Source organism: Natronorubrum thiooxidans, from assembly GCF_900156475.1.
Lineage (GTDB): Archaea > Halobacteriota > Halobacteria > Halobacteriales > Natrialbaceae > Natronorubrum > Natronorubrum thiooxidans.
Genome location: NZ_FTNR01000001.1, coordinates 65,523 through 92,050, shown reverse-complemented (window position 1 = coordinate 92,050; position 26,528 = coordinate 65,523). Strand labels below are relative to the sequence as shown.

Sequence of the window (26,528 nt, the reverse complement as noted above, 5' to 3'; positions counted from 1 at the left end):
CATTGTGATGGGGCGCCGTCGACCGAACCGTTTTGGCTCCGAGTCGGCTACCACAGGTCGTGGGCTTCGATCCGCCACCGGACGACGATCCGTTCGACGACCCGTTCGGAGACGACCCGCTCGAGGACCCGTTTGCGGACGACCCGATCGGTGGCGGGGATGGTGACAGTGGTAACGACCTCGAAGAGGCGTTCAGCCAGGGCTCGCGATCGACACTGCTCGCGTTCGTTATGGTCGCGGTGCTCGTTCACGCTGGCCTCTTTAGTGCGAGCCTCGGCGTGATGCTGATCGGATTTCGGAGCCAGTGGATCGTCGGCGGCGCGCTTGCGGTCGGCGGAGTGCTCGCTCTGAGCCTAGCTGTCGTCGGATACCGCCGGTACAAGCGCCGCCGGTGAGCCTTCATACGGATTGCTGTAACTATTTACCGCCGATCGCCAGAACGGGTCGGCGATCGGCGGTAATTGACTACAGTAAACCGTATCTGTCGTCGACTCGAGACGGGGGCAGAACGGACGGGTCATAGAGCAAAACGACCCGAGCGCTCGGTGTCAGTTCCGATCGGCCAGCAACTCTTCGGCGGTGACAAGCGCCTCCATCTCGACGTCTGCGGCTTCGACGTTTTCGCGGCCGCCTTCCTGTCGGTCGACGACAACCAGCGCGCGGTCGACGGTCGCCCCGGCGTCCCGGAGTGCTTCGATCGCGTCGACGAGACTCGTCCCCGTCGTCACGATGTCCTCGAGGACAACGACTTCTTCGCCGTCCTCGAGGCGGCCCTCGACTAAGTTCGCAGTGCCGTACTCCTTGCGCTGCTTGCGCGCGATGACGTAGGGGACGCCGGCAGCGACGCTCGTCGCAGCCGCAAGCGGGACACCGCCGAGGGCGACGCCGCCGAGTTTGTCCTCCGGCGTGACGCGCTCGGCGAAGGCATCGGCGATTGCCTCGAGACAGCCCGGATCGGTCTCGAAGAGGTACTTGTCGACGTAGTACTCGCTGGTGCCGCCGTGAGAGAGTTCGAACTCGCCGAACTGGACGGCATCCGCCTCGCGCAGGGCATCGATGAGTGCCTGATTCGTCATTGCTCGAACGGGCGGGCCGAACCGAAATAAGCGGTGTGGATCGGGCCAGCACGCGACCGCACAAATCGAAGCCAAAAACGACTAACGACCCCCCTTCGTCGAACACAGCATGCACGTCTCTATCGTCGGCAGCGGCTACGTCGGCACCACGGTCGCGGCCTGTCTCGCAGACCTCGGCCACGAGGTCGTCAACATCGAGATCGACCAGGAGATCGTCGATACGATCAACGCGGGCGAGGCCCCGATCCACGAGTCGGGCCTCGCAGACCGTATCGCCGAGCACGCGGGCACGAATCTGCGGGCGACCACCGACTACGCGGCAGTTCGGGAGACCGACCTCACCTTCCTCTGTCTGCCCACGCCGCAGGCCGAGGACGGCAGCCTCGACCTCGCCGTCATGCGCGCCGGCTCCGAATCCCTCGGTCGCGCGCTCGCGGCAAAAGCCGACGACCACCTCGTGGTCGTCAAGAGCACGGTGCTCCCCGGAACGACCGAGGACGTCGTCGGACCCATTCTCGAGGACGAATCCGGCAAACGAGTTGGCGACGATCTCGAGCTCGCGATGAACCCCGAGTTCCTGCGGATGGGGACGGCCGTGACGGACTTCCTCGAGCCCGACAAGGTCGTCGTCGGCGCAACGAGCGAGGATGCCGCCGCGACGTTGCGCGAGTTGTACGCACCAATCGTCGACCGTGAGGCGACCGACCTCGTCGAGACCGACATCCGCGAGGCCGAACTCATCAAGTACGCCAACAACGCCTTCCTCGCCTCGAAGGTCTCGCTGGTCAACGAACTGGGAAACATCGCAAAGGAGTACGGCGCGGACGCCTACGAGGTGCTCGAGGCAGTCGGCCTCGACGACCGCATCTCCGAGCGATTCATGCGCTCGGGGCTGGGCTGGGGTGGCTCCTGTTTCCCGAAAGACGTCGACGCGCTGCGGGCCGGGGCCCGCGAGCAGGGGTACGATCCGGCCCTGCTCGACGCCGTCGTCGCGATCAACGACGCCCAGCCCCGCCGACTGGTCGACTCGCTTGCGGCCCACGTCGACCTCGAGGGCGCACGGATCGCGGTGCTCGGCCTCTCTTTTAAGCCCGGCACCGACGACATCCGCAAGTCGCGCGCGCTTGACGTGATCGAGTATCTACAGGATCGTGGGGCAGCCGTCGTCGCCTACGACCCGGTCGCGATGGAGAACGTCCGACCGAAATATCCCGAGGTCGAGTACGCCGAGTCGGCCGCCGCCGCGCTCGCGGACGCCGACGGTGCGGTCGTCGCGACCGACTGGCCCGAGTTCGACGATCTCGCGTTCGACGGAATGGTCCAGCGCGTGGTCGTCGACGGTCGCCGGATCGACGTCGACGAGGAGTCACTCGAGGTCTACGAAGGGTTGACCTGGTAACGTCACACGGCTCGCTCGAGCCGCAGTGATAAACCAGTCACTGGTCAATCAGTACGTTTTTGCAGTCACAGAGGAGAGTCCCTGCCGATGGACAATGACGCGGTTGGTGCGGGCTCGAGGCTGTCGGTTGGCGATGGAGAGGTTCTCGCCATGAGTCAGGAGACGCGCGAGCTCGCCGCCGAGGATGTCTGTATTCTTATCCCGACGCTCGATGAAGCAGCCACGATCGGCGACGTCATCGACGGCTTTCACGCAGAAGGCTACACGAACGTCTTCGTCGTCGATGGCGACTCCGAGGACGACACGCGTGAGATCGCCCGCGAGCGCGGCGCACACGTTCTGGTCCAGTCCGGCGACGGCAAAGGACAGGCCGTCCGCGAAGCCCTCGAATACGTCGATGTCTCCTACGTGTTGATGGTCGACGGCGACGGGACCTACGATCCGGCCGACGCGGATCGGATGCTCGAGCCGCTCTCGCGTGGGTACGACCACGTGATCGGCAACCGGTTTGCCGATATGGACGACGACGCGATGAAGGCGTTGAACGGGTTCGGCAACCGGGCGATCAACAAATCGTTCCGGTTCATTCACGGGGCCGACTACGACGACATTCTCTCGGGGTATCGGGCGTTTACGGTCGACTCGTTCGAGCGCCTCTCGCTCGACTCTGACGGCTTTACGATCGAAACCGAACTCGCCGTCGAGTGTGTCAAACACGGGATCGACACCACGGTCGTCCCGGTCAGTTACAGCGCCCGGCCGGAGGCATCGGAGACGAATCTCCATCCGCTCAAAGACGGCGGGACGATCATTCTCGCGTTGTACTCACTCGCCAAGACCAACAACCCGCTGTTTTATTTTGGCAGCCTCGGCGTCGGCGGTATCGTCTCCGGTGGCTTCATTGCGACGTACGTCCTCTGGCAGTGGATCCAGCACGGACAGGGACACGAGATCATGGCGATGGCGTCCGCGGCCGCCATCCTGCTTGGCGTCCAGTTACTCATGTTCGGCGTGCTCTCCGATATGCTTGTTACGCTCCATCGCGAACAGCGACGCCGTCTCGAGCAGATTACGCGCGACGATCGAGAGTGAGATGACGAGTCGTGACGACCGTTTTCAAAACGGGAGCATCGATCGCATCTGCTGGAAGACGCCGCCGGAGTTGTTCCGACGGTACTCCTCGAACGGTTCGTGGAGGGCGTTAAGCAGTTCCTGGCGGGAGCGAAACTCCGCCGTGTCCACTTCATCGAGCATCGCCCCCAGCGCGACGTCGTTGCCGTGGACGTCATACGGGATCTGCTCGTGTCCGAGTTCAGCGGCGACATCGTCTGTTGTCGCCGGAAACGAGAGGTCTGCCGTTCTGAGATGTGCGTCGACGGCGGCGATGCCGAATTCGATACTCTCCGGTTCGTCGTCGTCTCCGCTCGAGGGTGGCCGGACTCCCATACCGACCAGTAGCGCGTCCGATAGCAAAACCGCTACGAAGACTGACGCAGATCCCGCACGGTCGATACGCCTTTGGCGTCGGCGACGGAGTATGGCGTATGACCGAGTACACGACGGTTTCGATTCCAAAGGATCTCGCTGACCGCGTCGATGATACGATCGAAGGAACGAGCTTCCAGAGCACGAGTGACCTCGTCCGATTCCTGCTTCGCAGCATCGTCATCCAACACCAGAAGGAAGGCGAACTCACCGAAGCCGAGTTCGAAGAGATCACCGAACAGCTTCGCGGCCTCGGCTATCTCGAGTAGTGCACGCTCGCTGCTGTGCGCTCGGTTACAGTGACTGCTCGGGCGGGCTAGCGTCGATGACATCGAGTGACTGGCGCGTGCCGCGGCGATCAAACGCAGCGAACGACCGTTCGTCGAGCTCCCATGGTGGGACGGCCACGAAGATCACTTCCGCGAGGTCATCTCGCCGGGTCACCTCGAGTTCTCGGACCGGGTGGGAGACGAACTGACCCTGGGCCTGCCGGGCAGGTGTCGAGAGGTTGACGCCGAACACGGCGTTGACGGCGTTTCCCGGATCGGGGAGAAAGAAATCCGTAAACACCGGTGTGTCGGGCGGGAGTCCGGATCCAGCCCCCTCGAGTTCGTCGGCGAGGGTGACCGAGACGCCGGTCGCAACGCGGTTCGGGTCGGCGTCGCTGGCCAGATCGAGCAGGACATCGACGAGAGCGCGCGTGATGTAGACCATAGTGGTCGTCTTAGGCGCGGCTTGTAGTTAGTTGTATGCCACGCGAGTGACACCGCGAGACGGCGATCTAGAGCGGGACGAACTGGCGGACCATCCCGGCATACAGCTGTGGCGTGTGCCGGACCGATTTCGTCAGCGCATCCTCGAGTGCCGTCCCAGCGTCGGTCAGGACGCCGTGGCCGTGGCCGACGAGCACCCGCTCGGGCTGAAAGCGCCCCAGTTCCGCCCGCGGTGGGCGGAGTCGACGCATCGGATGCACGCCAAGACGTTCGCTCCCGGCGAGAAAGTACGACGCCGTCCCGACCGATTCGGGGACGAGGAGCGTCCCATCGGCCGGGTTGTAGAGGGCGACCTCCTGCCAGAACCGGTTGTCGACTACCGTCTGGGCCTCGAGGCCGGTATCCGAAAGCGTCTCGGAAAAGCGAGCGACCGGCGCATCGAGTTCTTCGGTGACACCCTCGAAGCAGTCGGGCAGAAAGACTGGGACGTCGTGGCGGTTTGCGATCGCCGCAGCGTCGCGCTTGTGGCGATCGAGCAACACGACGACACCGGCGACGTCGCCGAACTCAGCGAGCAACTCGTCGATCCCCTCGACATCGACGGGATCGAAAACCCAGACCTCGCCGTCGATCTCGAGGGCATGACTCGCCCGCTGCATCCGTTCGTCGGGGTGGGCGATCCAGCCGACGCCGCCGTCGAAGCGGTCGATTGCACGGAACTCCGTCGCACGCTCGTCGACACGGAATGTCATCTGTCAATCGTATGAACGCGCTGTGCATAAACGTGTAGCCAACAGGCGCACACGATCGAACGGATCCCGTCCTCGCCAGAGCACATATGCACCTCCCGAGAGTAGAGTCACCTATGCTCACTGGGCTGTCCTGGCTCGCCCTCGAAGTCAAGTCCCTCGAGCGAGCGCGGTCGTTTTACGAGGAGACGCTGGCGCTCTCGCTCACGCAGCAACGGGAGAACGAACTCGTGTTCACGGCGGGCGAGACCGATCTCGTTCTTCGGCGTCCCAACAGCTTTCCGCGTGGCGGCCTCCACACCCACTACGCGTTCTCGATTCCCCACTCGGAGTACGACGACTGGTGGGACCGGCTGAGCGAGGACTACGACCTCGAGGAAGCCCAGTTCGGCCCCGTCAGTTCGCTCTATCTGTACGATCCCGACGGCAACTGCGTCGAACTCGGCCAGCAAGACGTCGCGGGACCGGGTATCGACGGCCTCTTCGAGGTCGTCCTCGAGGTCGAGTCTCTCGAGCGCGCGGCGTCGTTCTACGCCGACCTCAGGTTCGAGACGGGCGACATCGGCGACGGTCGCAGGCGCGTGCGTATGAACGGCCCGATGGCACTCGAACTCTGGGAGCCACAGCTTGGGATCGCCGACGCCCGCGGCGGCGTCCACGTCGACCTCGGGTTCGAAACCGACGAGCCGGCGGCAGCGCTCGAGGCGATTGGTGATCGAGTACAGTCGCTCGAGTGCGACACGGACGAGCGGGTCGTCGTTCGCGACCCAGACGGACACTTCCTGACGTTTACAACCGCTCAGTACTGACATCCACACCCGGCGGGGCGACGAGCAAAAAGCCCCGGAAGTGGATCAGACTGCCACCCGACTCTTTGACGTCGCGGGCGAATCCGGACGCTAACTCGTTGACGTCGCCCTCGACGGTGAGGACGAGCAGGTTCCCCTTCGAAATCGCCTCGAGCCACTCGTCGGCCGGCGTCGTTCCATCCAAGACGCCGAGGACGACACTGCCTTCGATCTCGAGTTCCTCGTCGATGTGTTCCTCGACCGCGCGAAGATCGAGGTCGAAATCGCTCATACCGGGTGGGTCGAACCGGGACGAGAAAAACGTTCGCCTCACTCGACGGTCATGTGAACGTGTGACTACTCACGGTGTTCGCAACAAAAGTCCGCCCTCTCCGATTTGAACGGAGGAAGATGTTCCGGGCGTGCGGCCCAAAGCGCCGTTCTGGGCTGCAACTTACACGCTCAAATCGTGTCGGGATCGACAGGATTTCTGCTCACGGATTTGTCCGCGGAAAAGCAGTCCGCCCTCCCCGATTTGAACGGGGGGCAAGTCGATCTACAGTCGACTGCTCTACCAGTCTGAGCTAAGGGCGGTTGCACTTCAACGTAGCCGCTCTGGATAACATAAGGGTTGTTATTTTCGACGGCAGGGAACGCCGTCGGCAACCCGAAATGGAAGAATGATTGATATAGGTGGAGTGTCAACTATCGGGATAACTCGCACATGAGCAAGATCACGTTCCGCGCCGACGATGCCCTCGTCGAGCGACTCGAGACCCTCGAGCTCTCGAAAAGCGAAGCGATGCGGGAGGCGCTTCGCGCGTATCTCGACGACGGGGGACCGACTCGAGGCGCGGACCGTGAGCGACGACCCGATGCCGGGCAGTCGGGGGCGATCGACGAGTTGGTTCGTGATCGCGTCGACGAACTGCTCGCGGATCGACTCGACGAACTCGGCCTCGAGTCGGCGGCTGAACGCCGGGAGAAGCCGCCCCGGGATCGATCAGCCCCGGGAGCGGTCACCGTCACTGTCTCGCTCGAGGATGAACACCCTGACTCGACACGGTCGACTCGAGGCCGAAGTCGGCAACGCGACGAGCAGCCGCATCGACGCGGACAAGAACAAGAGTCTGTCAGACAGGAGCCAGCCGAGGAAAACCGAGCCACGGGCGACGCAGACACCGACTGTCAGAGATCAATCGATGGGACACGAACCCAGTGTGACCAGTGTGGCGAGTGCGTCGACGACGACCACGTGTACTGTCCCAACTGTGGCGAAAAAACCTCGAGACGGCTGTTCTGTGAGTGTGGCGACGAAATCAGGTCCGACTGGTCGTTCTGTCCCGGCTGTGGTCGTCGGACACCAGCTGCAGATGTGCTCGGTCGAGACAGTCATACATAACGACCAGTGTAAGACACAGAAAGTCACATTCGACGAAAGTTTTATTGCCTCTGACAGTCTTCCACTTAGTCGCGTAAGACGGTTGTCTTACAACGGTCGGCAAACACCGAAAAACGTCCGATGTCGGGCGGTTACGGTGTAAGACATGCCGCGTCTGACAGGGGCGCGCCGCCGTCTTACTCTACAGGGAATACAACTATGGAGCGTGTGACACTGCGAATTCCGAAACAGCAGATCGAGGAGGTCGAACAACTGGTCGACTCGGGCGAGTTTCCGAACCGGAGCGAGGCGATCCGGTCAGCCGTCCGTGAAATGGTCAACGAACAACAGGACGGAGCGAGTGACCAGTCCAGCAAACGAACGTGGGCGAAGGTGTAACGATGCAGGATATCGTTCAAGACGCACTCGAGAACGCGGAGCAGGAGTCCCGAGAGATGGACGCCGACATGGACGACGACGAGTTCGGCGATCCACGGATCGTCATCGTCGGCTGTGGCGGTGCGGGTAACAACACGATCAACCGCCTGTACAACATCGGCGTCGACGGTGCCGATACCGTGGCGATCAACACGGACAAACAGCACCTCAAGATGATCGAGGCCGACACGAAAATCCTGGTCGGCAAATCGCTCACCAACGGGCTCGGCGCTGGCGGTGATCCATCGATGGGCGAACGCGCGACCGAGATGGCCCAGGGCACGATCAAGGAGGTTCTCGGAGACGCAGACCTCGTGTTCGTGACCGCAGGCATGGGTGGCGGGACCGGGACCGGTGCCGCCCCCGTCGTCTCCGAGATCGCCAAAGAACAGGGGGCGATCGTCGTCGGGATGGTCTCGACACCGTTCAACGTCGAGCGCGCCCGCACGGTGAAAGCCGAGGAAGGCCTCGAGAAGTTGCGCGAGCAGGCCGACTCGATCATCGTGTTGGACAACAACCGGCTGCTGGATTACGTCCCGAACCTCCCGATCGGCAAGGCGTTCTCGGTGATGGACCAGATCATCGCCGAGACGGTCAAGGGAATCTCGGAGACGATCACCCAGCCCTCGTTGATCAACTTAGACTACGCGGACATGTCCACCATCATGAACCAGGGTGGCGTCGCCGTCATGCTGGTCGGTGAGACCCAGGACAAGAACAAGACCGACGAGGTCGTCAAAGACGCGATGAACCACCCGCTGTTGGACGTCGACTACCGCGGTGCCTCGGGTGGCCTCGTTCACATCACTGGCGGTCCCGACCTCACCCTCAAAGAGGCCGAGGGCATCGCCGACAACATCACCGAGCGCCTCGAGGCCTCGGCGAACGTCATCTGGGGGGCCCGCATCCAGGACAACTACAAGGGCAAAGTGCGAGTCATGGCGATCATGACCGGCGTCCAGAGCGCACAGGTGCTCGGTCCGACGACCCAGAAGCAGGCCGACAAGTCCCGGCAGAGCATCGAGGGCGTGAAAAACACCGACTTCGACGCGAGCAATCACATCGAAGACGGCGGTTCCAACGTCGGCGCCCACAGCGATGGCGGCCGCGAGGAACTCGAGAAACAGAACGGCGTCGACGTGATCCGGTAATCGGCACACGGTACTTGACACACCACCTGCCGCACACGGTACTTGACACACCACCTGCCGCACACGGTACTTGACACACCACCTGCCGCACACGGTACTTGACACACCACCCGCCGCACGCGGTACTTGACACACCACCCGCCGCACGCGGTACTTGACACACCACCCGCCGCACGCGGCACTTGGCACACCACCCGCCGCACGCGGCACTTGACACACCACCCGCCGCACGCGGCACTTGACACACCACCCGCCGCACGCGGCACACCGTGTTGCTACCGAGACGGCCCGTTTTTGCCGTTCTCGTTTCCTGACCAATAGCGACCGAGAGTCACGACAGTTCTCTCCAGAGCCGGGGAGTCAGACAGACGGTTTGCTGTGAGACCAATCACGTTTCCGTCTTTGTGGCCGACAAGACGCCTGTTTACAGCCGTATACAGACACAAAATCGGCTTTTCGCCTCGAGGATGCGAGCGAAAATTCCGTGGAACGCCACCGTAAGACGGCTCTCCAGTGGGACTCAGACGAGTGACTCGAGTAACGAACACTTCCGACAGATTTCGCGGGTCGTCGTCGACCCGCATTCGGCACAGTCCTGTAAGTCAGCGCCGTCATCGCCGCTGAACTCGTCGGAGAGGATGCTGGCCAGTTCTTCGTACCCAGAGAGAATGGAGTGGCGGGTTCCCGGATGATTCTCCTCGAGCCCGTAGAGGAGCTGTTGGATCTCGCCGCGGTAGGCCTCACTCGAGTGCGGACACTCCGTGATGTGGGCGGGGAGGTCGTTGAGGTGAGCATAGAGGGCGACTTCCTTTTCGGGGACGTCTCGAAGGGGTTTCGCACGGGGGACGAACTCGTCCTGCTCGTCGCGTTCGGAGAGCGGCCCGAGGCTGGCATCGAAGTGTTTTGCCATCTGTTCGACGTCGCCCTCGAGGAAGTTCATCAGCGCTGACTGAGCCTCGTCGTCCAAGTTGTGGCCCGTCAACAGGAGATCCGCCTCGAGTTCGTCGGCGTACGTCGAGAGCAGATCCCGCCGGAAGACGCCACAGTAGGCACAGGCGGCCATGTTTTCGGGGTCGTCCTCGACGACGTCGTCCATTCGAACGCCGAACTCCTCCTCGTAGCTGACGACTTCGTGGCGGATCTCGAGGTCGTCGGTGAGGTCGATGCAGGCCTCGAGGCTCTTGTCCCGGTAGCCCTCGATGCCCTCGTGGATCGTCAGGCCGACGAGTTCGATGCGAGGATCTTTCGCAAAGGTGTCGTGAAGAATCTGCGTGAGGACGACGCTGTCTTTACCCCCCGAAAGGCCGATCACCCACGTCTGTGGGTTCTCTGGCGTCGCGTCGTGTGGGACGAGGTCGTCCCGACGCACGCGGCGGCGCACCCGTTTTTCGACCGATTCGCGGAAGTGATCCGCACAGAGATGCGCCCCGGAGTAGGCGGCGTGCATGACCGCCTCTTCGTCACACCGGTTACAGTCCATCGGCGTCAGGTTACCGACGAACGCGTATGTCCGTTTCGTCTCTTCGTCGAGTCACGTCGGTGGCGTTTCGAGGGCGACAGTGTCGAACTCGCCGCTCGAGGAGACGACGGCCGAATCGGTCAGGCTGAGACTGGCTCTTCTTCGTCCGCTTTCGGGTCTTCCTCGAGGGCGTCGGCCCCGTCCTCGAGGGCAGCAAGCAGCGTGTCGATGTGGCGGTCGCGGCTCACAGCGGAGAACAGTTCGTGGCCGCCGTCGTAGAGGACCACGTGGTCGGCGGGAACCCGTTCGCCGATCGGAGCGAGACTGACCACGGGATCGCGCAGCGAACAGAAGACGATCGCGTCGTGGTCGATCGTCAGCAACTCTGCCTGCGCCCGACGGGTCTCCCGGACGAACGCCGGCGACACCCATCGCGGCAGCGTCGCGAGCTGGTGATCGGTCGCCTTCTCGCCGAGGGCTTCGCGGTCCATCTCGCCGATCGGCAGACAGGGGAACGTCGTCGGCAGTTTTGCTACCACATCCAGCAGTGGTTCCGGATACGCCTCGCTATACCCCCACCACGGGCTTAGGTAGACGTGATTGTCCGCACCATCGAGGGCCTGACCGACGAGTGCACCTGCGCTGTGGCCCAGCAGCTGGTACTCCTCGAGTTCGAGGACGTACTCGGCGATCGGCTCGAGCCAGTCGGCTTTGAAATCGTCGATGTTCGTCGGAAGTTCGAAGGCGTGGACGCGGTAGCCGGCGTCGGTCAGCTTTCCGATGAGCCAGCTGACGTTCTCGTGGGTCCAGCGGTTGCCCCAGCCCATGACGAACACGAGGTCTGTGTCGCCGTCCTCGCCGAAGATTCGGTGTCGCATACGATTTCGTTCGCCCGGAACGGATAAAAAAGGTGCTCTCCTGACACGAGTGGACGCCCTCTGCGCGAGTGAGCCGCGGACAGCGAGACAACGGCGGGAAATGGGATACTCGTTCACAAATAGCTTTCCGGACGGCCACTCGAGTCGAGCGCATGTTCGATTCCCTGAAAGCTCGCCTCTACCGACTTGGCTTCAACCTGTTTCCGGCCTACCGCGGGACCGGCGGCCGGGTCACGTACGTCGCCCCCGATTGGCAGGAGATTCGTATTACGCTCCCACATTCCTGGCGGACACGCAACTACGTCGGGACGATCTTCGGCGGGAGCATCTATGCAGCCGTCGACCCCTTTTATATGATGATGCTCCTGAAAACGCTTGGCGAGGAGTACGTCGTCTGGGACAAGGAAGCCGAGGTTCGATTCAAAAAGCCCGCTCGAGAGACGCTGTACGCCAGCTTTCGGCTGTCTGACGCAGAACTCGAGTCGATTCGAGCCGAACTCGCAACCGAAGGGACGGAGTCGATCGACCGCCACTACACTGTCGAGCTCGTCGACGCGGCGGGAACGGTCCACGCAACCGTTGGGAAGACGGTCTACGTCGCGCGAGATCGAGGAGCGTGAGCGGGGTGACCGTGGCTTCGAGCAGGGGCCGAAGAAACCGTTTTGCGACTCGAGCACGCACCCGTACGTAATGAGTGGCTTTGACCGCCGCGATGCGGTCGACCGGCTCGAGGAGTTGGTCGACACCGTCGAAAGAGACCGAATGCCCGTCCCAGTTCGGGAGATTTGGGCCTTCGGTGACGTTGCACTCGGCGTCGATCCCGTCGACCGCCTCGATATCTATCTGACCAAGGACATCCTGGTGCGAGACGACAGCGAGTCCACTGCCCGAGAGACCGATGTGGGCGAGGCGTACGATATCGAGGGCGTCGGCAAATCCGTTCGAGCGGACTGGGCCGCCGCCTACCCCAACCACCTCCGGGCGAACGCCAACGGACACGCCGCCCCCGAGAAATGTCTCGGCGCCCACCTGCTCGGCGACGACGAACCGATCCACCTCGAGGTCTGTAACGCGTCCTTCGAGGACAACGTCACCCAGCGACTGCGCGGCGCGACACTGCGCGAGGACTACACGCAGTTGCTCGACCCGCGCGGCGTCTGTCTCTGGGCTGACGGCACGCGAAGCGAAGAGGCGTTCCGGAAGCTTCGCGAGAGTGAACTGGCACTGCCGACGCTCTCGGCCGCCCTCGAGATGCTCGGGCTGGACGACGAGGACGCAGAACAGGCAGCCCACGAGCTTCATGCCTGGCGGGAACAACAAGAGGGTGTGACAGTCCGCGGTGACGTCGTCTAACGCCGTCGACCCTGATCGACCCGTCGGTTCTGCAAGGCCGTGACCGTCGACTCGACCTGCTCGAGGCAGTCCGTAACCGCGGCGCGATCGATACGATTTCTCGACGAGCGTGCACTCGAGCAGTTTCACCGCTCCTTTCTGGACACCGACGTCAGCCTCGAGTTTCGGGGGCGATGACAACGGATTTTGCGCTTCCAGCGAGTGTCCTCGTATGAGCGTCTCGTCGGTTCTGCAGCGGCTCCGTTCACCCCGTGTCGCGATGCTTCCCAATCTCGCGCTCGTCATGACGGGCTCGGTACTCGCTCTGTTTGGTGCGGTCGACTTGCTCACCGGCGTCGTGATCGTCGGACTCGGATTCGCGGGCATCGTCGTCTCGCTGCTGGGCCAACAAGACAGTCAAGAACACGAATAAGTCGAGTGTCGGACGGTCCTGTCAGACAACTCGGCCAACAGTGACAAAGAACGGTACGGATTCCTCACGGCGGTACTCCCGTGTTTCCATCTGTGCGATGACGTTCCGGCCCATCTGTCGCCACGAGCTACGGAGGTCGTCGTACGCCGCCTCAGTCAGCGGGCCGGCAAGCATCGTCTCGCGGTCGTCGGCCAGTCCCGCCCCGGTTGCCTTGCGCCGGGCCGCGAGCAGCGCCCCTTCGCTGTAGGGCGGTTCAACGGTCCGAACGTGGTCGTATCGACGCGTCGAGATCGACTCGAGACCCGCGTCCTCGAACGCCGTGCGAGCGTCGGCACCGAGGGCGACGTCCGTCGGCACGCCCTCGAGATAGGCCTGCCGTGCTCGTTGCTCGAGGCGGCCTTCGGCGTCGACGCTCGAGTCGACCTCGACGGCGGCGTTGTCGGGTTCGATGGCCGCAACGCGATCGCTCGAGACGCGGGCGAACTCCCTGAGGGCGGCCGCCGGATCGGGGAGGTTGATCAACAGCGCCTGACAGACCACGAGGTCGAAGCTGTCGTCGGGAAACGGGAGTCGCAGCGCGTCGCCGGCGACGGCTGGAACGTGTTCGCGGGCCGCTGCGAGCAGGTCCGGATCGGCATCGCAGCCGATCACGTCGGCCGACGAGTCGGCCTCGAGCACGCGGCTTAGCTCGCCGGTGCCACAGCCGACGTCGAGGATTCGCTCGCGGGACTCGAGGGCGAGCGGGGCAAGCGCCTCTCGGGAGTCGTCCCACATCCCCTGGCGGGTCCGGCGGAGGTAATCTTCGGAGAACTCGCGCACGAGGAGTGGTTTGACCGTCTCGAGTAAAAACGGGTCGATTCCTAGTTCCGGCCCAGTTCTCGACCCACGGTGAAAAGCAGGATAAGACCGACCAGGATCATCGATCCCTGTGCGACCGCGGCGATCGTCGAGTCGACGGTCCCGCCAGTCAACAGGGCGATCACGTCGGAGATCCCGCGAGCGGAGCCAACGACGCCAAGCAGAGCGAGCACGCCGATCCCGATAACGGCGACACGGCGTCGCTCCGTCTGTCGACCCACGACGCCGAGGATAGCGATGATGACACCGAAAACGGCCGGAATGAGTGCAGTGATACTCGCGAAATCAGAGAGGACGTAGGCGGCGATGCCGACACCAATGAGGACAGCGCCAAGCGCGATACCGAGCGTAGACGTCGTTTCGGATGACTCCATGCGCGTATTTGTCGTCGAGTTGTCCTATAGCTTCCCGTTAGGACAGTCGAAGAAGCGGAACACGATCGCGTCGGACGTGAGTTAGTCGTCGCGCAGTTCCCTGACTTTCTGGATGTTCCACGCGAAGCCGCGGCCGTCCTCGGTCGGCGTCTCGAGTGCAAACGGCAGTTCGCGCAGGTCGGGATGGTTCACGATCGCTTGCATGCCGTCCTCACCGATGTAGCCCTCGCCGACGTGGGCGTGTTCGTCCTTGTGTGTGCCGACGTCGTGTTTCGAGTCGTTGAGATGGAGATATTGCAGGTACTCGAGGCCGACCTCGTCGTCGAAGCGGCTGACGGTTTCGTCGACGGCTTCGGGGGTCGTGAGGTCGTTGCCCGCGACCAGCGTGTGGGCGGTGTCGATACAGATGCCGATCTCGGTCTCGGTGCGGTCGATGATCCCCGCGAGATGGGCGAACTCGCCGCCGAGTTTCGTTCCGCTGCCCGCGTCGGACTCGATCAGGATCTCGACCCCATCGGGGACCTCGAGGTCGTCGATCAGACTCGCCGCGTTGTCGAGGCCGCCCTCGACGCCAGCGCCCGTGTGCGCGCCGAGGTGAACGTTGACGTACGGAATACCGAGTTGCTCTGCGGCGTCGAGTTCCGCCTGCATGCTTGCTTTGGATTTCTGGCGGAGGTCGTCTTTGGGCGTACAGAGATTGACCAGATACGAGGAGTGGATCACCCACGGCCCTTCGAGGGTTTCGTCGGATTCGGCCCGAAAGCCCTCGGCAGCCTCGTCGCTGATCTCGGGTTCGGCCCAGACCTGCGGCGAGGTGGTAAAGATCTGTCCGCAGTTGCCGCCGAAGGCGAGTTGGCGATGAACCGCGTTCCGAATGTCGTCGTACGGCGGTGTTTCGTCGTCGGAGGAGACGCGCGAGCCGGAAATCGAAACGTGTGCACCGATCTTCATAGCGTCTCGTCAGTACCGATCCCTGATAGGGATACCGGAGCGACTCGAGACACATACGGTCTGCTGTACCGAGTGACCGTCGATCACCAGCGGCAGGGTCGGTGATCGGCGGGACGTGACGACGGTAGTCCGTATCAGTAGTCGCCACTGGCAGTCACTGTCCACGCGAGTGCACACGGCCGTGCAACGGTGTAAGCGTCGTGACTATGGAGCGTAGTTGTCTGGAAAATGTCGTCATACAAAGTCGCCGTCAAGCGACGGAGATGCCGATATTACTCGCGGGTGACGTTCGTCGCGCGGGGACCCTTGGGGGCCTGTTCGATATCGAATTCGATGTCTGTGCCTTCCTCGAGGTCCGGACCGCCAACGTCTTCCATGTGGAAGAAAACGTCATCGTCCGCGTCGTCCGTCGAAATGAAACCGTAGCCGCCTGTGTCGTTGAAGAAATCAACGTTACCTTTCGCCATTACAACCAAACGTAGTGCCGATACACGGATAAGACTTGCGAGGGTCACGATACCACGAGCACGGTCCTGTGGGTGTGTACCACGCTTTTAGCGACGATTGCCCGGTTGTGGGACGGCTCGAGGTGTCGTAGCCACTGAACGTCAATGCACATCTGATCACACGACAGCTGTGCGATCAGTGTGTAAATTATTTCAGTTGTTACTACAGGATCACACAGCGGCTGCGAGACGACCCACTGCCAGCCATGATAAGAGCTCTCTTACCACTGCGAAACCGGAACAAAACCCGTTTAGCCGGGCCGCTCGAGGGATGGATAATGAGTACGAGTTACCGGATCGGACTCGTCGGCAAACCGTCTGTCGGCAAGTCCTCCTTTTTCAACGCGGCGACGATGAACGACGTACCCGAAGGGGCCTACCCGTTCACGACGATCGATCCCAGCGTGGGCGAGGCCTACGTTCGCGTCGACTGTGCGGCCCCAGAGTTCGACGAGGAGTGTACGCCGTCGGTTGGCTACTGCGACCACGGCACCCGATTCGTGCCGACGAAACTCGTCGACGTCGCCGGACTGATTCCCGGCGCACACGAGGGCAACGGGCTTGGCAACCAGTTCCTCTCGGACTTAAACGAGACCGACGTGCTCGTCCACGTCGTCGACTTCTCCGGCGAGACGGACTTAGAGGGCGAGCCGACCGAGGGCCACGACCCGCGCAAGGACATCGCCTTCTTAGAGGAGGAACTCGACCAGTGGTATCTCGGCGTCTTAGAGAAGGGGATCAACCGCTACGCCTCGGGCTACACGACCGAAGACGACGCCATCGAGGAGGAACTCGCCGAGCAGATGAGCGCGTTCAAAACTACTGAAGACGAGATTAAACGTCTCATCCGACGCGTCGACGTCGGCTTCGACCCCGAGGAGTGGGACGACGACGACCGCCTCGAGTTGGCTCGCGAAATCCGCAAGGAGACCAAACCGATGGTCATCGCGGCGAACAAGATGGACACCCCCGAGGCGCAGGACAACTACGAGGAGATCACGGCCGATCCGGAGTATGAACACCTGACGATCGTCCCCTGCAGTGCCCACGCCGAGAAGGCGCTCAAGTCGGCCGATCAGGCCGGCGTCGTCGACTACCGACCCGGCGACGACGACTTCGAGATCGTCGGCGATATCTCGGGCGACCAAGAACAGGGCTTAGAACAGATCCGCGACTTCCTTTCGGAGTACGGCGCGACGGGCGTGCAGGCGGCCATCGAGTCCGCGCTGTTCGACGTCCTCGAGGTGACGCCTGTGTTCCCCGGTGGGGCAAACGGCCTCGGCAACGAACGCGGCGAGGTGTTGCCCGACTGTTATTTGATCCCGCCGAACTCGACGGCAGAGGACTTCGCTTACAGCCTTCACTCCGACATCGGTGATGGCTTCCTGCACGGGATCGACTGCCGGAGCAACCGACAACTCGGCAAAGACTACGAGGTCGAACCACGCGACGTGATTGAAATCATCACGACGAACTGATTCGACGCGCAAACTCGGACTGATCTCTTACTGCCGCCAGATCAGTCGATTCGCGACGCCGTCGAGGCGACTCGAGAGCGCCCCCAGCCACGCACTGGGCGAAAGCGTTCGTAACTGGTCTTCGTCGACCTCGATCCGGTCCTCGCCGTAGGGGTTTCGAGCAGTCCGCTCGTCGGCGTCTCGGTCGCTGTTTGCGACGTCGACGGCGACCGACATCGAACAGCGACCACACGCCTCGCGTTCTTTTCCCATGTGTGTTCGACACAGTGTACGGACTCCCGCCGCTTAACTGCTGGCACGATGGTGCGGCCGTCGCGGTGCCGACGGACTTTTACTCGCGACGTGGCATCACCACACATGGACGACGACGAGTCCGCCACGGAGTCACGCGAGCCGACGACCGACCGGCAGGCGGACGAGCGCCTCGAGGGAGTCCCGGACTGGGACGACGAGTACGTCGATCGAGTGAGCGATCGACTGCTGCACAACTACGACCTCGAGAAAGAGTACACCGTCGACGGCGAGCGGTTCACATTGTACGGACGGATGGACCTAGTGAGCAAGAAACAGTTTCTCCACCCCGCGCTCTCGATCGCCGAACACGAGTCGACGGAACACCTGTTCGTCAGGCGGGTCGACCGCGTCGACGACCGGACGCTCGATCGGTTCGTCGACCTCGGCGAGCGGCTGGCCGACGAGTGGATCGAGCCGACCGAGGAACACTTCGCGACGGCGTTTACGTTCGTCGCGATCGCACCCTCGATTCCCGACTCGATCCGCGAGCGCGTCGCGGAATTCGACGGGCGAACGATGCTGAAGTACGGCTTCCACGGCCACTACGAGATCAATCTGGCCGTCGTCGCCCCCGACAGCACGGACCTCGTTGCGAGCGACAACGCTGACGTCGCGACCGCGTTTCGGCTCTGGGAACCGATCGAGTCGGACGAACCGGGACTGCTCGGGCGACTCTCGCGGCGGCTCCGAAAGTAGCTGGCTCTCAGCGCGGTTGTGTCTCGGTTTCGAATTCGCTGTAGCGTCGAACGGACGACCGCAGTCGCGCGGGCTCGAGGCCGAAGCCCTCGAGTCGAAAAAACTGCGCCTGTAATCGAAATCGCGACCCGGTGTCGCGATCAGTCGTCGGATGTGACGTCGGTTGCGACCCCGTCGCCGGTTCCACGGGCCGTCATCATGTTGTCGTAGCCGATCTTGAACAACGACAGCGCGAGTCCGATGAGGACCGCGATGATGACGATCTGAACGACGGCCGACGCCTGCCCGAGTAGCGTCGTCTCGGCCTCGGCAGTGATGCCGAGTAATCGGCCGCCGAGGATCTGATAGAGTCCAGTCCAGGTGAGTCCAATGACCGTAATGAACCCCATCAACATCATCGGACCGCCGGTCGAGATCAGCTGCTTGGACTCACTCCAGTTGGCCAGCCAGACGGTCCCGGTCAGCAGCGCAAGCGATGCCAGCAGCTGGTTCGCCCCGCCGAACAGCGTCCAGAGGTCTTCCCACCGACCGCTGCCGAGCAGGAAGAACGCCACGACGGCGATGGTCGTCGTGTTGACGTAGCGATTCGCTGCATACGTTTCGATCGTCGTCTCCGGCGTGCCGACGATCTCCTCTAACATGTACCGGCCCAGTCGGACGGCCGTGTCCATGCTCGTCAGCAGGAAACTCGCGAGCACGAGTGCCATAAAGGGCGCGGCGAACTCGAAGGGGATCCCGAGTGCGGTGAGGATCGCCCCACCACCGGTCGCGAAGTTTGGCAGTGCGAGCCCGATACCGCCGGATGCAGCCGGGATCGCGACGACCGTCACCGCTGAGAGTGCGACAGCCGCCAGCAGCCCTTCTGCGAGCATGCCACCGTAGCCGATCAGTTTGGCGTCGCTTTCCTTGTTCAACTGTTTTGCCGTGGTTCCCGAGGAGACCAGCGAGTGGAAGCCGCTGATGGTCCCACACGCGATGGTGAGGAACAACAGCGGGAACAACGGCATGAGCGGGAGCGACTCCGCGAGCGGCCCAGCCTGTCCGAGGAAGCCGTACCAGGCCCCGGTCGTGATTTCGAAGCTTAGTTGTGCGCCCGTGTCGGGGTGGACAGCGTCGGTGCCCATCCCGGTTATGAACGTGCCGACGATGACCGCAAGCAGGCTCCCGCCGACCCCTGTGTACAGGAGGAACGACGAGAGGTAGTCACGCGGCTGCAACAGCATCCAGACCGGCAGGACACTCGCAGCGCCTCCGTAGACGAGCATCACCAACACCCACGCGCCGATGTTTGCACTGCCGAGCAGTTCCGGGAAGAACGTCGCTGAATCGAACAACACGATCGTTCCCGCGGCGTAGTCGCCGGGAACGATGGCAATCGGGTACTGGATGCCGGCCCAGACCGACCCGAACACGCCCGCGACGAAGATGACCGTTCCGACCGAGAACGGCAGTCCTAACTGGTAGAGCCAGATGCCGAAGACGAACGCGAGTGTGACATATAGTAGGCTCGCGGTCGCCGCCGACGGATACGCATTGAGTACGACGCCGATAACCAGCGCGAATACGGCGACGACCAGAATCGTCAGCAAGAACGCAAACCACAACAGCATGTCCTTGCCGCGTTCACCGACGTACTCGCCGATAATGTAACCGATCGATTTCCCCTCGTGTCGAAGGCTACTCGACAGCGAAATGAAGTCGTGAACCGCGCCCAAAAGTGGGTTTCCGATCGCTACCCACAGTACGGCCGGCACCCAGCCCCAGACCAGTGCGGCCGTGATCGGGCCGACAACGGGTGCGCCGCCCGCGATACTCGAATAGTGATGCCCCAGTAACACCGGCTTCTTCGCCGGTACGTACTCCTGTCCATCCTGGTACTTGTGTGCTGGCGTCTCTCGACTATCGTCGAGCCCCACGAACTGCGAGAGGTACCGCCCGTACCCGATGTACGCGGTGGTAAACGTTATCAGCACCAGTGCCACGATCCAAATCACTCCAACCATGGTATTATCTCTCTAGGTACGGATGGAACGGGAGGAATATAAATATAATTCATTGGAGTTCGTACTAGTACCACTCGTGTATCCCAGAATACACCAAACCACTTGTTCGTGTAAACCGAGTATCGGGAATCGGCTGAAAGATTGCAAACTCGCGATCAGACCAGTGAACTCGCCGCCAGTCTCAGGTCGTCCGCGGTCGATCGTCATCGACTGAAATCTCGAGGTCGCCCGCGACGTCCTCGAGAATGCTTCCGCGCACTTCCTCGACGCGCGTCTCGATGGTCGCGACGACCGGGACGTCGAACGTCTCCTCGATGTACTCGAGGCGGTCGCGTTCGGTGTCGACCCGGTCACGGAGGTAAGTGGCACCGCGGCCCTCCTCGTGGGGCTCCGGTTCCGGTGTCAGGCGATTGACCACGAGCCCGCGAACGGGAAGGTCGGCGTCGGACAGCGTCTCAAGTGAGCGACTCGTTTCCCGGATCGAGAGTTCGTCGGGATTCAGTACGAGATAGAAGGCGGCGTCCTCGCGTAACACGTTACTGGCGAATTCGAAGCGTTCCTTGCGCCCCTGGAGGCGCGCGAGGATCGGATCCCCCTCCATCACGCGCCGGGGCTCTTGGTTACCGATCGCGGCCTTTTCGAAGAGATCGATACTCCGCTCGCGTTTGTCCATCAGGCGTTCGATCCAGCGCTCGAGCAGCTCCGGCAGGGCGAGCAGCCGGAGCGTCGAGCCGGTCGGGGAGGTGTCGAAGACGACCCGGTCGTAGGGATCGGCGTTTCGCATCACATCGACGAACCGGTCGAACAGCGCGGCCTCGTAGGCCCCGGGCGTCTGGTGGGCCATCTCGAGTTGGATGTCGACCTCGTTGACCATCGCCGCGCTCAACTGGGAGTTCAACTGGCGTCTGAGATCCTGCAGGTGGTCCTGGACCTCCTGTTCGGGATCGATCTCCATCGCCGAGAGCCCGTCGTAGCCCTCGACGGAGCGGGGCTCGTCGCCGAACTCCTGGTCGAAGACGTCGGCGGTGCTGTGGGCTGGGTCCGTCGAAACCACGAGCGTCTCGAGGCCCGCCTCGGCACACTCGAGCGCGTAGGCGCTCGAGACGGTCGTTTTGCCGACACCGCCTTTGCCGCCGAAGAAGGTGAACTGTGTCATCGATTAGAAGTGATACTGGTGACCCTTGCGCTCGATGACCGATTGGCGGTCCCACATCCGACGCTCCCAGGACTGGTACTCGTCCTCGAGATACGGCAGGAGTTCGGCCGTGTAGTACGAGACTGGGCTCGGAATACCGAACGCGTCGGGGAAACACGCAAGCATAAACGCGTCCTCCGTGTCCTCGGCCTCGGCCTCGATCTTCTCGTAGGCAGGATGGGTAAACATCCCGTGATAGAGCCCGCGGAGCCACTCCTCGAGCGTGGCGCGGAAGGATTCGATCCGATCGGCGAGTGTCATCGTCGGTCATGCTCGGGCCCGGAGACAAAAGTATGTCGCGTCCGAGCCGCTCGTCAGACGGCTGTCTGCCGAACAGTTACCAGTCTCGACCGCGAACAAAGAGTCGCCTTCCGGTTCCCGTATCAGAGCCGTCGCCACACTGGGCGAACGGCATCACGACTCAGCACCGTCAACGTGTCGTGAAAACGGGAGCTGGTGGTGTGTCTATTGCCGTGTCGGTGCTCCCGTAGGCCCAGTCACCACTGAACCAGTATAATGCCATCGGTTAGCTTAGCACACCACTCTGCGACCAGCACGGAGATGATACGACGCTTCTTGCCCCTCGAGTCACAACAGCACGGTATGCACTCCGACGAGATCCCTGTCACTGTCCTCTCGGGTAGTCTTGGGGCGGGCAAGACGACACTGCTCAATCACCTCCTGGAAAACGCCGGCGACCGCGACCTCGCCGTGCTGGTCAACGATATGGGATCAGTCAACGTCGACGCCGAACTTGTCGCCGAGGGATCCGACCTCGACGCCGGCGGCGTCACCGAGCTCTCGAACGGCTGTATCTGCTGTGAACTCCAGGACGACCTCGAGACGGCTGTCGTCCGACTGGCCCGCGAGCGGGCGTTCGACCATCTGCTCGTCGAATCCTCAGGAATCTCGGAGCCAGAACCGGTTGCACGGCTGTTTACGACCGCCTCGCGGGTCGCGGCCAGTTACGAAATCGACGCGCTCGTGACCGTCCTCGACACGCGGCGCTTTCTCGACACGTTCGCCGGCGAAGACGTGCCGGAACGCCGTGGCGAGACAGCGGACGACGAGACGCGCCCGCTCGCGGATCTGCTGATCGAGCAACTCGAGGTCGCAAACCTCGTCTTACTCAACAAGACCGATCTCTGCGACGAGTCAGAGCTCGAGGAAGCGGAGGCACTCGTCAACGCACTCCAGCCCGACGCCGAGACGATCCGAACGGAATTCAGCGCGGTCGATCCCGATCGAATTCTTGGCGTCGACCTGTTCGATGCCGCCCGGATGGGCGAGTTGGCCGGCTGGCAGCACGCGCTGGCCGACGAGCGCGCGGACGATGCACATCACGATCACCAAAGCGAGGAGAGCCGGCAGAGCCACGATGACCACCACGACCACCGCCACCCCGACGAGGTCTACGGCATCGAATCGCTCGTGTTCCGCGCGCGACGGCCGTTTCACCCTGAACGGCTCGCAACCGTCCTCCGGGACCTTCCCTCGAGTATCGTCCGATCGAAGGGGCTCGCGTGGATCGCCGGCCGGGACGTCAAAGTCGACCTCTCCCAGGCCGGCCCCTCGATTCGGGCGACCGTCAGGGGGCCATGGATCGCCGCGCTCCCCGAGGTCAGACAGGAGCTGTATCGCTCCAACCGACCCGACCTCGAGTGGCACGACGAACACGGCGACCGACAGACCGAGCTGGTCTTCATCGGGACCGACCTCGACGCCGAGCAGTTGCACGCACGACTCGAGGACTGTCTGGTGACGGACGACGAATGGGAGCAGGCGAGCGACCTCGAGAACCCGTTTCCGAACGAGGGCGACGAGGACGTCGTGCTCCGGGAACCCTGACGGAGCCGGGGACAGCGACTCCGTTACGCGAACTCCGTCTCGAGTGCCTCGAGTGCGCGCGTGAGTTCGCCCTTTCGTTTCCAGGCGGCGATTCGGTCGCCAAATGGCAGCGGGGCCGCAAGCGAGACCGACGACCGGAACGTGACTTGTGTGCCATCAGCCACGTCCTCGACGTCAATCCACGTCTCCATGTGGGCGAACGGCCCCTGTTCGCCCTCCTGTGTGTAGTACAGTCCGTCGTCGCGCTCCTCGAAGCGCAGCGGCAGGTGCATCCCGGGGCCGCTGGCGACGACGATGGTGGCGTCGGCTCGCTCGTCGATCGTCTCGACGGTAAAGCTCCCCTCTGCCTCGACGATCGTCGCCGGCTCGAGCCAGCGCGAGACGACGACGGGCGACGCATCGACGACTCGAGACACCGTGACCTCCTGCATACCGACTCCGTTCGAGCCGACTGACATAAATGCCGGTGTCGCCGGCTGCCGCTGCCCGCGACTGCCGAGTCGCTGGCGACAGGGAAACGGCTAAGTGAGCGACGGCCCCGTCTCTCCGCATGGCAGATCCCGACGCCGATCGCGACGGCCTCCGGGAGGGCCTCGAGTCCTCCCGTGGCGACCCGCGCGTACTGGCCGTGTTGAACGCGCTCCTCTCGGTGCTGTTTGCCGTGATGATCGTCCGGGGAGCCGCGCTCGTCGGGGCCCTCGAGTACCAAACAACGACCGTCGCGGGCGTGGCCGTTGCGCTGTTCGTCCTGACGTCCGTGATGACGCGACGGTGAGGACGACCACCGCAATCGGTCTCGAGTAACAAGCGACGGACCGGACTCGAGGCCCTGCAACGAGCCGACAAGTACTCACGGGCGGATCAACTGGGTTTAGCCAATGGATCTGCGGACTGCTGCGGCCTACCGGCCGACCAAGCCCGAACTCGCGGTCTTCGTCTCCGGGGTCACCAGTATGGGGCTGGAAATTCTCGCGGTGCGGATCATCGCCCCGCAGTTCGGCAGCCACATATATACCGTCGGTGGCATTCTGACGGTCGTTCTCGCCGCGTTGAGCCTCGGCTACTGGCAAGGTGGCAAACGTGCACGCGGGGCGACGAACCGGGAGATGTCGTGGCTGTTGCTCGCGACGGCGCTGTACGTCGCGATCGTGATCTACGCGAGCGATCTACTGCTGATACAGACGTCGACGCTGGCGCTGCCGCCGCGGTACGCCGCGCTCCCGTCGGCGATCATCCTGTTCGGACCGCCAACCTACCTGCTCGGCTTTATCAGTCCCTACGCCGCCGAACTCTCACAGAAAGCGGGCGTTGGCGAAGCGTCCGGCCACGTCTACGCGCTCGGGACGATCGGGAGCATCCTTGGCTCGGCCGCGACCACGTTCGTCCTCATCCCGGCGATGAGCATCGACACCATCGGCGTCCTCTTTGGCGGTCTCCTCGTCGGCACGGCCATCGTCCTGACGCTGCCGTCGATCTCACGGAAGCCACTCCTCGCGAGCGTCACGATCGTCCTGTTGCTCGTCGCCGCGACCGGTGCCGGCCCGATCACGTACGACCACCGCGGCGACGTCGTCTACCAGACCCAGACCGCCTATCAGGAACTCGAGATCATCGACGACGGCGATACCCGAATAATGTACCTCGATGGGGCACGCCACAGCGCGATCGACCTCGAGGCGCCCGACCGACACGTCTTCGAGTACACACGCTACTTTCACCTGCCGATGCTCATGACCGAGGATGTCGACGACGTCGACCGCGTACTATTCATCGGCGGTGGCGGCTATGTCGGCCCACAGGACTTCGAGGACCACTACGACGCCACCGTCGACGTCGTCGAGATCGATCCCGGCGTCACGACTGCCGCCGAAGACTACTTCGGCCTCGAGGAAAGCGAGACGATGACCGCCCACACGAACGACGGCCGGCAGTTCCTCCAGAACACCGACGAGACCTACGACGTCATTATCCTCGACGCCTACAAGCAGGATCAGGTGCCGTTTCACCTGACGACCGTCGAATTCATGGATCTGGTCAGCGATCGGCTGACCGACGACGGGGTGTTCTACGCGAACGTCATCGCCGCACCGAACGGTCCTGCATCCGAGTTCTACCACGCCCAACAGCGAACGATGGACCAGGCCTTCCCCGATACCTACAGCTTCCGCACCTCGGAGTCGAACGACATCCAGAACATTCAGATCGTGGCGACGAACCATGAAACCGGGTTCAGCGAGGCCGAGCTCGCCGAGCGAAACGACGCGCGCAACCTGAGCGTCGACCTGTCGGAGGCAGTCGGCAACTACATGCCCGCCTCCGACGACAGCGACGCCCCGATCCTCCGGGACGACCGCGGTGAAGTCGACAGCCTCCTCGACCCCATGCTGGGTCAGCGGTACGTGATCGAAGAAACCGAGGACGGCTCCGGATCGAGTGAGCCACCGTCGCCGTCCCAGTCGGTAGGCGGCGAGCCACCGATAGCGGCGACACAGCAGACGGAGTCCAGGCCGCCACTCGTCGTTACTCCATTCGGACGGTGAGGACTGGGACGTCGCTCTTTCGGACGACCTTCTCCGTGACGCTGCCGAGGACGAGTCGGTCCGCACCCGATCGGCCGTGCGTGCCCATCACGATCGCGTCAATATCGTGCTCGTCGGCGTACTCGAGGATCTGGACATTCGGCTTGCCGTGTTCGATCGCGTCGACGACCTCGAGGCCGTGGTCGCGTGCCTGCTCGGCGATGTCGGCGGTCGCGGCTGTCCCCTCGTCTCGCTGTTCCTCGACGACGTCGCCCCATTCGGCCGATGCCGGTTCCGCGCCAGCCGAGAAGCCTCCAAGCGGGATCGGTTCGACGACGTACAGTGCGTGAAGTTCGGCGTCGTTCTGTGCGGCCAGTTCGATTGCTTCCTCGATCGCGGCGGCTGCTGGATCGCTCCCGTCCGTCGGCACGAGTATCCGGTCGTACATATCGATCGTCTACGACATCTCCTCGCCGTTCAATAGGCGTTTCGGCGGTTCTACCCCACTGGCAATCGATCCGTGA

Annotated in this window: 33 protein-coding genes and 1 tRNA gene; 16 read left to right on the top strand and 18 right to left on the bottom strand. The window is 62.9% G+C overall.

Annotated elements, in window-relative coordinates; genetic code table 11:
• Positions 1–59 precede the first annotated feature (59 nt).
• Positions 60–395 carry a DUF7322 domain-containing protein gene (locus BW940_RS00485; protein ID WP_076607228.1) on the top strand — a complete coding sequence of 112 codons (336 nt, stop codon included), beginning with the start codon at positions 60–62 and terminating at the stop codon, positions 393–395.
• A gap of 153 nt (positions 396–548) precedes the next feature.
• On the opposite strand, the gene pyrE is transcribed toward BW940_RS00485, so the two are convergent.
• Positions 549–1,076, bottom strand: coding sequence for an orotate phosphoribosyltransferase (gene pyrE / locus BW940_RS00480; RefSeq protein ID WP_076607227.1), 528 nt, complete (start codon positions 1,074–1,076; stop codon positions 549–551).
• Positions 1,077–1,185: 109 nt separating this feature from the next.
• Between pyrE and aglM the strand changes: the two genes are divergently transcribed.
• Positions 1,186–2,475, top strand: a complete 1,290-nt coding sequence (gene aglM, locus BW940_RS00475) for a UDP-glucose 6-dehydrogenase AglM (RefSeq protein WP_076607226.1) — start codon at positions 1,186–1,188, stop codon at positions 2,473–2,475.
• Between the two features lie 87 nt (positions 2,476–2,562).
• On the top strand, positions 2,563–3,567 hold the full coding sequence (gene aglJ / locus BW940_RS00470) for an S-layer glycoprotein N-glycosyltransferase AglJ (RefSeq protein ID WP_076607225.1): 1,005 nt from the start codon (positions 2,563–2,565) through the stop codon (positions 3,565–3,567).
• A gap of 24 nt (positions 3,568–3,591) precedes the next feature.
• On the opposite strand, the gene BW940_RS00465 is transcribed toward aglJ, so the two are convergent.
• Positions 3,592–3,921, bottom strand: a complete 330-nt coding sequence (locus BW940_RS00465; RefSeq protein ID WP_076607224.1) for a DUF5789 family protein — start codon at positions 3,919–3,921, stop codon at positions 3,592–3,594.
• 98 nt (positions 3,922–4,019) lie between these two features.
• Between BW940_RS00465 and BW940_RS00460 the strand changes: the two genes are divergently transcribed.
• Positions 4,020–4,229, top strand: a complete 210-nt coding sequence (locus tag BW940_RS00460) for a ribbon-helix-helix domain-containing protein (protein ID WP_076607223.1) — start codon at positions 4,020–4,022, stop codon at positions 4,227–4,229.
• A 25-nt stretch (positions 4,230–4,254) separates the two neighbouring features.
• On the opposite strand, the gene BW940_RS00455 is transcribed toward BW940_RS00460, so the two are convergent.
• Complete coding sequence (locus tag BW940_RS00455; RefSeq protein WP_076607222.1) at positions 4,255–4,674, bottom strand: hypothetical protein; 420 nt, start codon at positions 4,672–4,674, stop codon at positions 4,255–4,257.
• A gap of 67 nt (positions 4,675–4,741) precedes the next feature.
• Entirely contained in the window at positions 4,742–5,425 is a 684-nt protein-coding gene (locus BW940_RS00450; protein WP_076607221.1) for a hypothetical protein, read from the bottom strand.
• A 113-nt stretch (positions 5,426–5,538) separates the two neighbouring features.
• Between BW940_RS00450 and BW940_RS00445 the strand changes: the two genes are divergently transcribed.
• Positions 5,539–6,231 carry a VOC family protein gene (locus BW940_RS00445; RefSeq protein WP_076607220.1) on the top strand — a complete coding sequence of 231 codons (693 nt, stop codon included), beginning with the start codon at positions 5,539–5,541 and terminating at the stop codon, positions 6,229–6,231.
• Here the strand turns inward: BW940_RS00445 and BW940_RS00440 are convergent.
• A complete protein-coding gene (locus BW940_RS00440; protein ID WP_076607219.1) occupies positions 6,212–6,502 on the bottom strand; it encodes a DUF5779 family protein in 291 nt (96 codons plus the stop codon). The genes BW940_RS00445 and BW940_RS00440 overlap by 20 nt on opposite strands.
• Positions 6,503–6,730: 228 nt before the next feature.
• Positions 6,731–6,804: transfer RNA gene (locus BW940_RS00435), tRNA-Tyr, on the bottom strand.
• Between the two features lie 130 nt (positions 6,805–6,934).
• On the opposite strand from BW940_RS00435, the gene BW940_RS00430 reads away from it, so the two are divergent.
• The 3 genes from BW940_RS00430 (at position 6,935) to ftsZ (ending at position 9,180) form a co-directional block, all read left to right on the top strand.
• Positions 6,935–7,612: a ribbon-helix-helix protein, CopG family gene (locus BW940_RS00430; RefSeq protein ID WP_076607218.1), complete on the top strand. Its 678-nt coding sequence runs from the start codon at positions 6,935–6,937 to the stop codon at positions 7,610–7,612.
• 198 nt (positions 7,613–7,810) lie between these two features.
• Entirely contained in the window at positions 7,811–7,990 is a 180-nt protein-coding gene (locus BW940_RS00425) for a ribbon-helix-helix domain-containing protein (RefSeq protein WP_076607217.1), read from the top strand.
• A gap of 2 nt (positions 7,991–7,992) precedes the next feature.
• Positions 7,993–9,180 carry a cell division protein FtsZ gene (gene ftsZ / locus BW940_RS00420; RefSeq protein ID WP_076607216.1) on the top strand — a complete coding sequence of 396 codons (1,188 nt, stop codon included), beginning with the start codon at positions 7,993–7,995 and terminating at the stop codon, positions 9,178–9,180.
• A 520-nt stretch (positions 9,181–9,700) separates the two neighbouring features.
• Here the strand turns inward: ftsZ and ncsA are convergent.
• A complete protein-coding gene (ncsA, locus tag BW940_RS00415; protein ID WP_076607215.1) occupies positions 9,701–10,660 on the bottom strand; it encodes a tRNA 2-thiolation protein NcsA in 960 nt (319 codons plus the stop codon).
• A gap of 119 nt (positions 10,661–10,779) precedes the next feature.
• Positions 10,780–11,517, bottom strand: coding sequence for an alpha/beta hydrolase (locus BW940_RS00410; RefSeq protein WP_076607214.1), 738 nt, complete (start codon positions 11,515–11,517; stop codon positions 10,780–10,782).
• 152 nt (positions 11,518–11,669) lie between these two features.
• Here BW940_RS00410 and BW940_RS00405 point away from each other — a divergent pair, with 152 nt between their 5' ends.
• From BW940_RS00405 to BW940_RS00395, 3 genes are all read left to right on the top strand, one after another.
• Complete coding sequence (locus BW940_RS00405) at positions 11,670–12,137, top strand: DUF4442 domain-containing protein (RefSeq protein WP_076607213.1); 468 nt, start codon at positions 11,670–11,672, stop codon at positions 12,135–12,137.
• Between the two features lie 70 nt (positions 12,138–12,207).
• Entirely contained in the window at positions 12,208–12,870 is a 663-nt protein-coding gene (locus BW940_RS00400; RefSeq protein ID WP_076607212.1) for a DUF7095 family protein, read from the top strand.
• A 211-nt stretch (positions 12,871–13,081) separates the two neighbouring features.
• A complete protein-coding gene (locus BW940_RS00395) occupies positions 13,082–13,282 on the top strand; it encodes a hypothetical protein (protein ID WP_076607211.1) in 201 nt (66 codons plus the stop codon).
• A 21-nt stretch (positions 13,283–13,303) separates the two neighbouring features.
• Here the strand turns inward: BW940_RS00395 and BW940_RS00390 are convergent, their stop codons facing one another.
• The 4 genes from BW940_RS00390 to BW940_RS00375 form a co-directional block, all read right to left on the bottom strand.
• Complete coding sequence (locus BW940_RS00390) at positions 13,304–14,101, bottom strand: class I SAM-dependent methyltransferase (protein ID WP_076607210.1); 798 nt, start codon at positions 14,099–14,101, stop codon at positions 13,304–13,306.
• A gap of 41 nt (positions 14,102–14,142) precedes the next feature.
• The gene (locus tag BW940_RS00385; RefSeq protein ID WP_076607209.1) at positions 14,143–14,514 is read right to left on the bottom strand and encodes a hypothetical protein; all 372 of its coding nucleotides are present in this window, start codon (positions 14,512–14,514) and stop codon (positions 14,143–14,145) included.
• An 81-nt stretch (positions 14,515–14,595) separates the two neighbouring features.
• Positions 14,596–15,465, bottom strand: coding sequence for a deoxyribonuclease IV (locus tag BW940_RS00380; RefSeq protein ID WP_076607208.1), 870 nt, complete (start codon positions 15,463–15,465; stop codon positions 14,596–14,598).
• A gap of 272 nt (positions 15,466–15,737) precedes the next feature.
• Positions 15,738–15,932, bottom strand: coding sequence for a cold-shock protein (locus tag BW940_RS00375; protein ID WP_008160330.1), 195 nt, complete (start codon positions 15,930–15,932; stop codon positions 15,738–15,740).
• 317 nt (positions 15,933–16,249) lie between these two features.
• On the opposite strand from BW940_RS00375, the gene BW940_RS00370 reads away from it, so the two are divergent.
• The gene (locus tag BW940_RS00370) at positions 16,250–17,449 is read left to right on the top strand and encodes a redox-regulated ATPase YchF (RefSeq protein ID WP_076607207.1); all 1,200 of its coding nucleotides are present in this window, start codon (positions 16,250–16,252) and stop codon (positions 17,447–17,449) included.
• 27 nt (positions 17,450–17,476) lie between these two features.
• Here the strand turns inward: BW940_RS00370 and BW940_RS00365 are convergent, their stop codons facing one another.
• Positions 17,477–17,701, bottom strand: a complete 225-nt coding sequence (locus BW940_RS00365; RefSeq protein WP_076607206.1) for a hypothetical protein — start codon at positions 17,699–17,701, stop codon at positions 17,477–17,479.
• A gap of 105 nt (positions 17,702–17,806) precedes the next feature.
• Here BW940_RS00365 and BW940_RS00360 point away from each other — a divergent pair, with 105 nt between their 5' ends.
• A complete protein-coding gene (locus tag BW940_RS00360) occupies positions 17,807–18,439 on the top strand; it encodes a hypothetical protein (RefSeq protein ID WP_076607205.1) in 633 nt (210 codons plus the stop codon).
• 140 nt (positions 18,440–18,579) lie between these two features.
• Here BW940_RS00360 and BW940_RS00350 read toward each other — a convergent pair whose 3' ends face one another.
• The 3 genes from BW940_RS00350 to BW940_RS00340 form a co-directional block, all read right to left on the bottom strand.
• Complete coding sequence (locus tag BW940_RS00350) at positions 18,580–20,442, bottom strand: carbon starvation CstA family protein (protein WP_076607203.1); 1,863 nt, start codon at positions 20,440–20,442, stop codon at positions 18,580–18,582.
• 181 nt (positions 20,443–20,623) lie between these two features.
• The gene (locus BW940_RS00345; protein WP_076607202.1) at positions 20,624–21,598 is read right to left on the bottom strand and encodes an ArsA family ATPase; all 975 of its coding nucleotides are present in this window, start codon (positions 21,596–21,598) and stop codon (positions 20,624–20,626) included.
• A gap of 3 nt (positions 21,599–21,601) precedes the next feature.
• On the bottom strand, positions 21,602–21,898 hold the full coding sequence (locus BW940_RS00340) for a hypothetical protein (protein WP_006064785.1): 297 nt from the start codon (positions 21,896–21,898) through the stop codon (positions 21,602–21,604).
• 342 nt (positions 21,899–22,240) lie between these two features.
• On the opposite strand from BW940_RS00340, the gene BW940_RS00335 reads away from it, so the two are divergent.
• Positions 22,241–23,485 carry a CobW family GTP-binding protein gene (locus BW940_RS00335; protein ID WP_076607201.1) on the top strand — a complete coding sequence of 415 codons (1,245 nt, stop codon included), beginning with the start codon at positions 22,241–22,243 and terminating at the stop codon, positions 23,483–23,485.
• A 23-nt stretch (positions 23,486–23,508) separates the two neighbouring features.
• Here BW940_RS00335 and BW940_RS00330 read toward each other — a convergent pair whose 3' ends face one another.
• A complete protein-coding gene (locus BW940_RS00330) occupies positions 23,509–23,916 on the bottom strand; it encodes an SRPBCC family protein (protein WP_076607200.1) in 408 nt (135 codons plus the stop codon).
• A 119-nt stretch (positions 23,917–24,035) separates the two neighbouring features.
• Between BW940_RS00330 and BW940_RS00325 the strand changes: the two genes are divergently transcribed.
• Together BW940_RS00325 and BW940_RS00320 are read left to right on the top strand one after the other, a co-directional pair.
• A complete protein-coding gene (locus BW940_RS00325) occupies positions 24,036–24,260 on the top strand; it encodes a hypothetical protein (RefSeq protein ID WP_076607199.1) in 225 nt (74 codons plus the stop codon).
• A gap of 103 nt (positions 24,261–24,363) precedes the next feature.
• Positions 24,364–26,025: a spermidine synthase gene (locus BW940_RS00320; protein WP_076607198.1), complete on the top strand. Its 1,662-nt coding sequence runs from the start codon at positions 24,364–24,366 to the stop codon at positions 26,023–26,025.
• On the opposite strand, the gene BW940_RS00315 is transcribed toward BW940_RS00320, so the two are convergent.
• On the bottom strand, positions 26,006–26,452 hold the full coding sequence (locus BW940_RS00315; RefSeq protein WP_076607197.1) for a universal stress protein: 447 nt from the start codon (positions 26,450–26,452) through the stop codon (positions 26,006–26,008). The genes BW940_RS00320 and BW940_RS00315 overlap by 20 nt on opposite strands.
• Between the last annotated feature and the right edge of the window lie 76 nt (positions 26,453–26,528).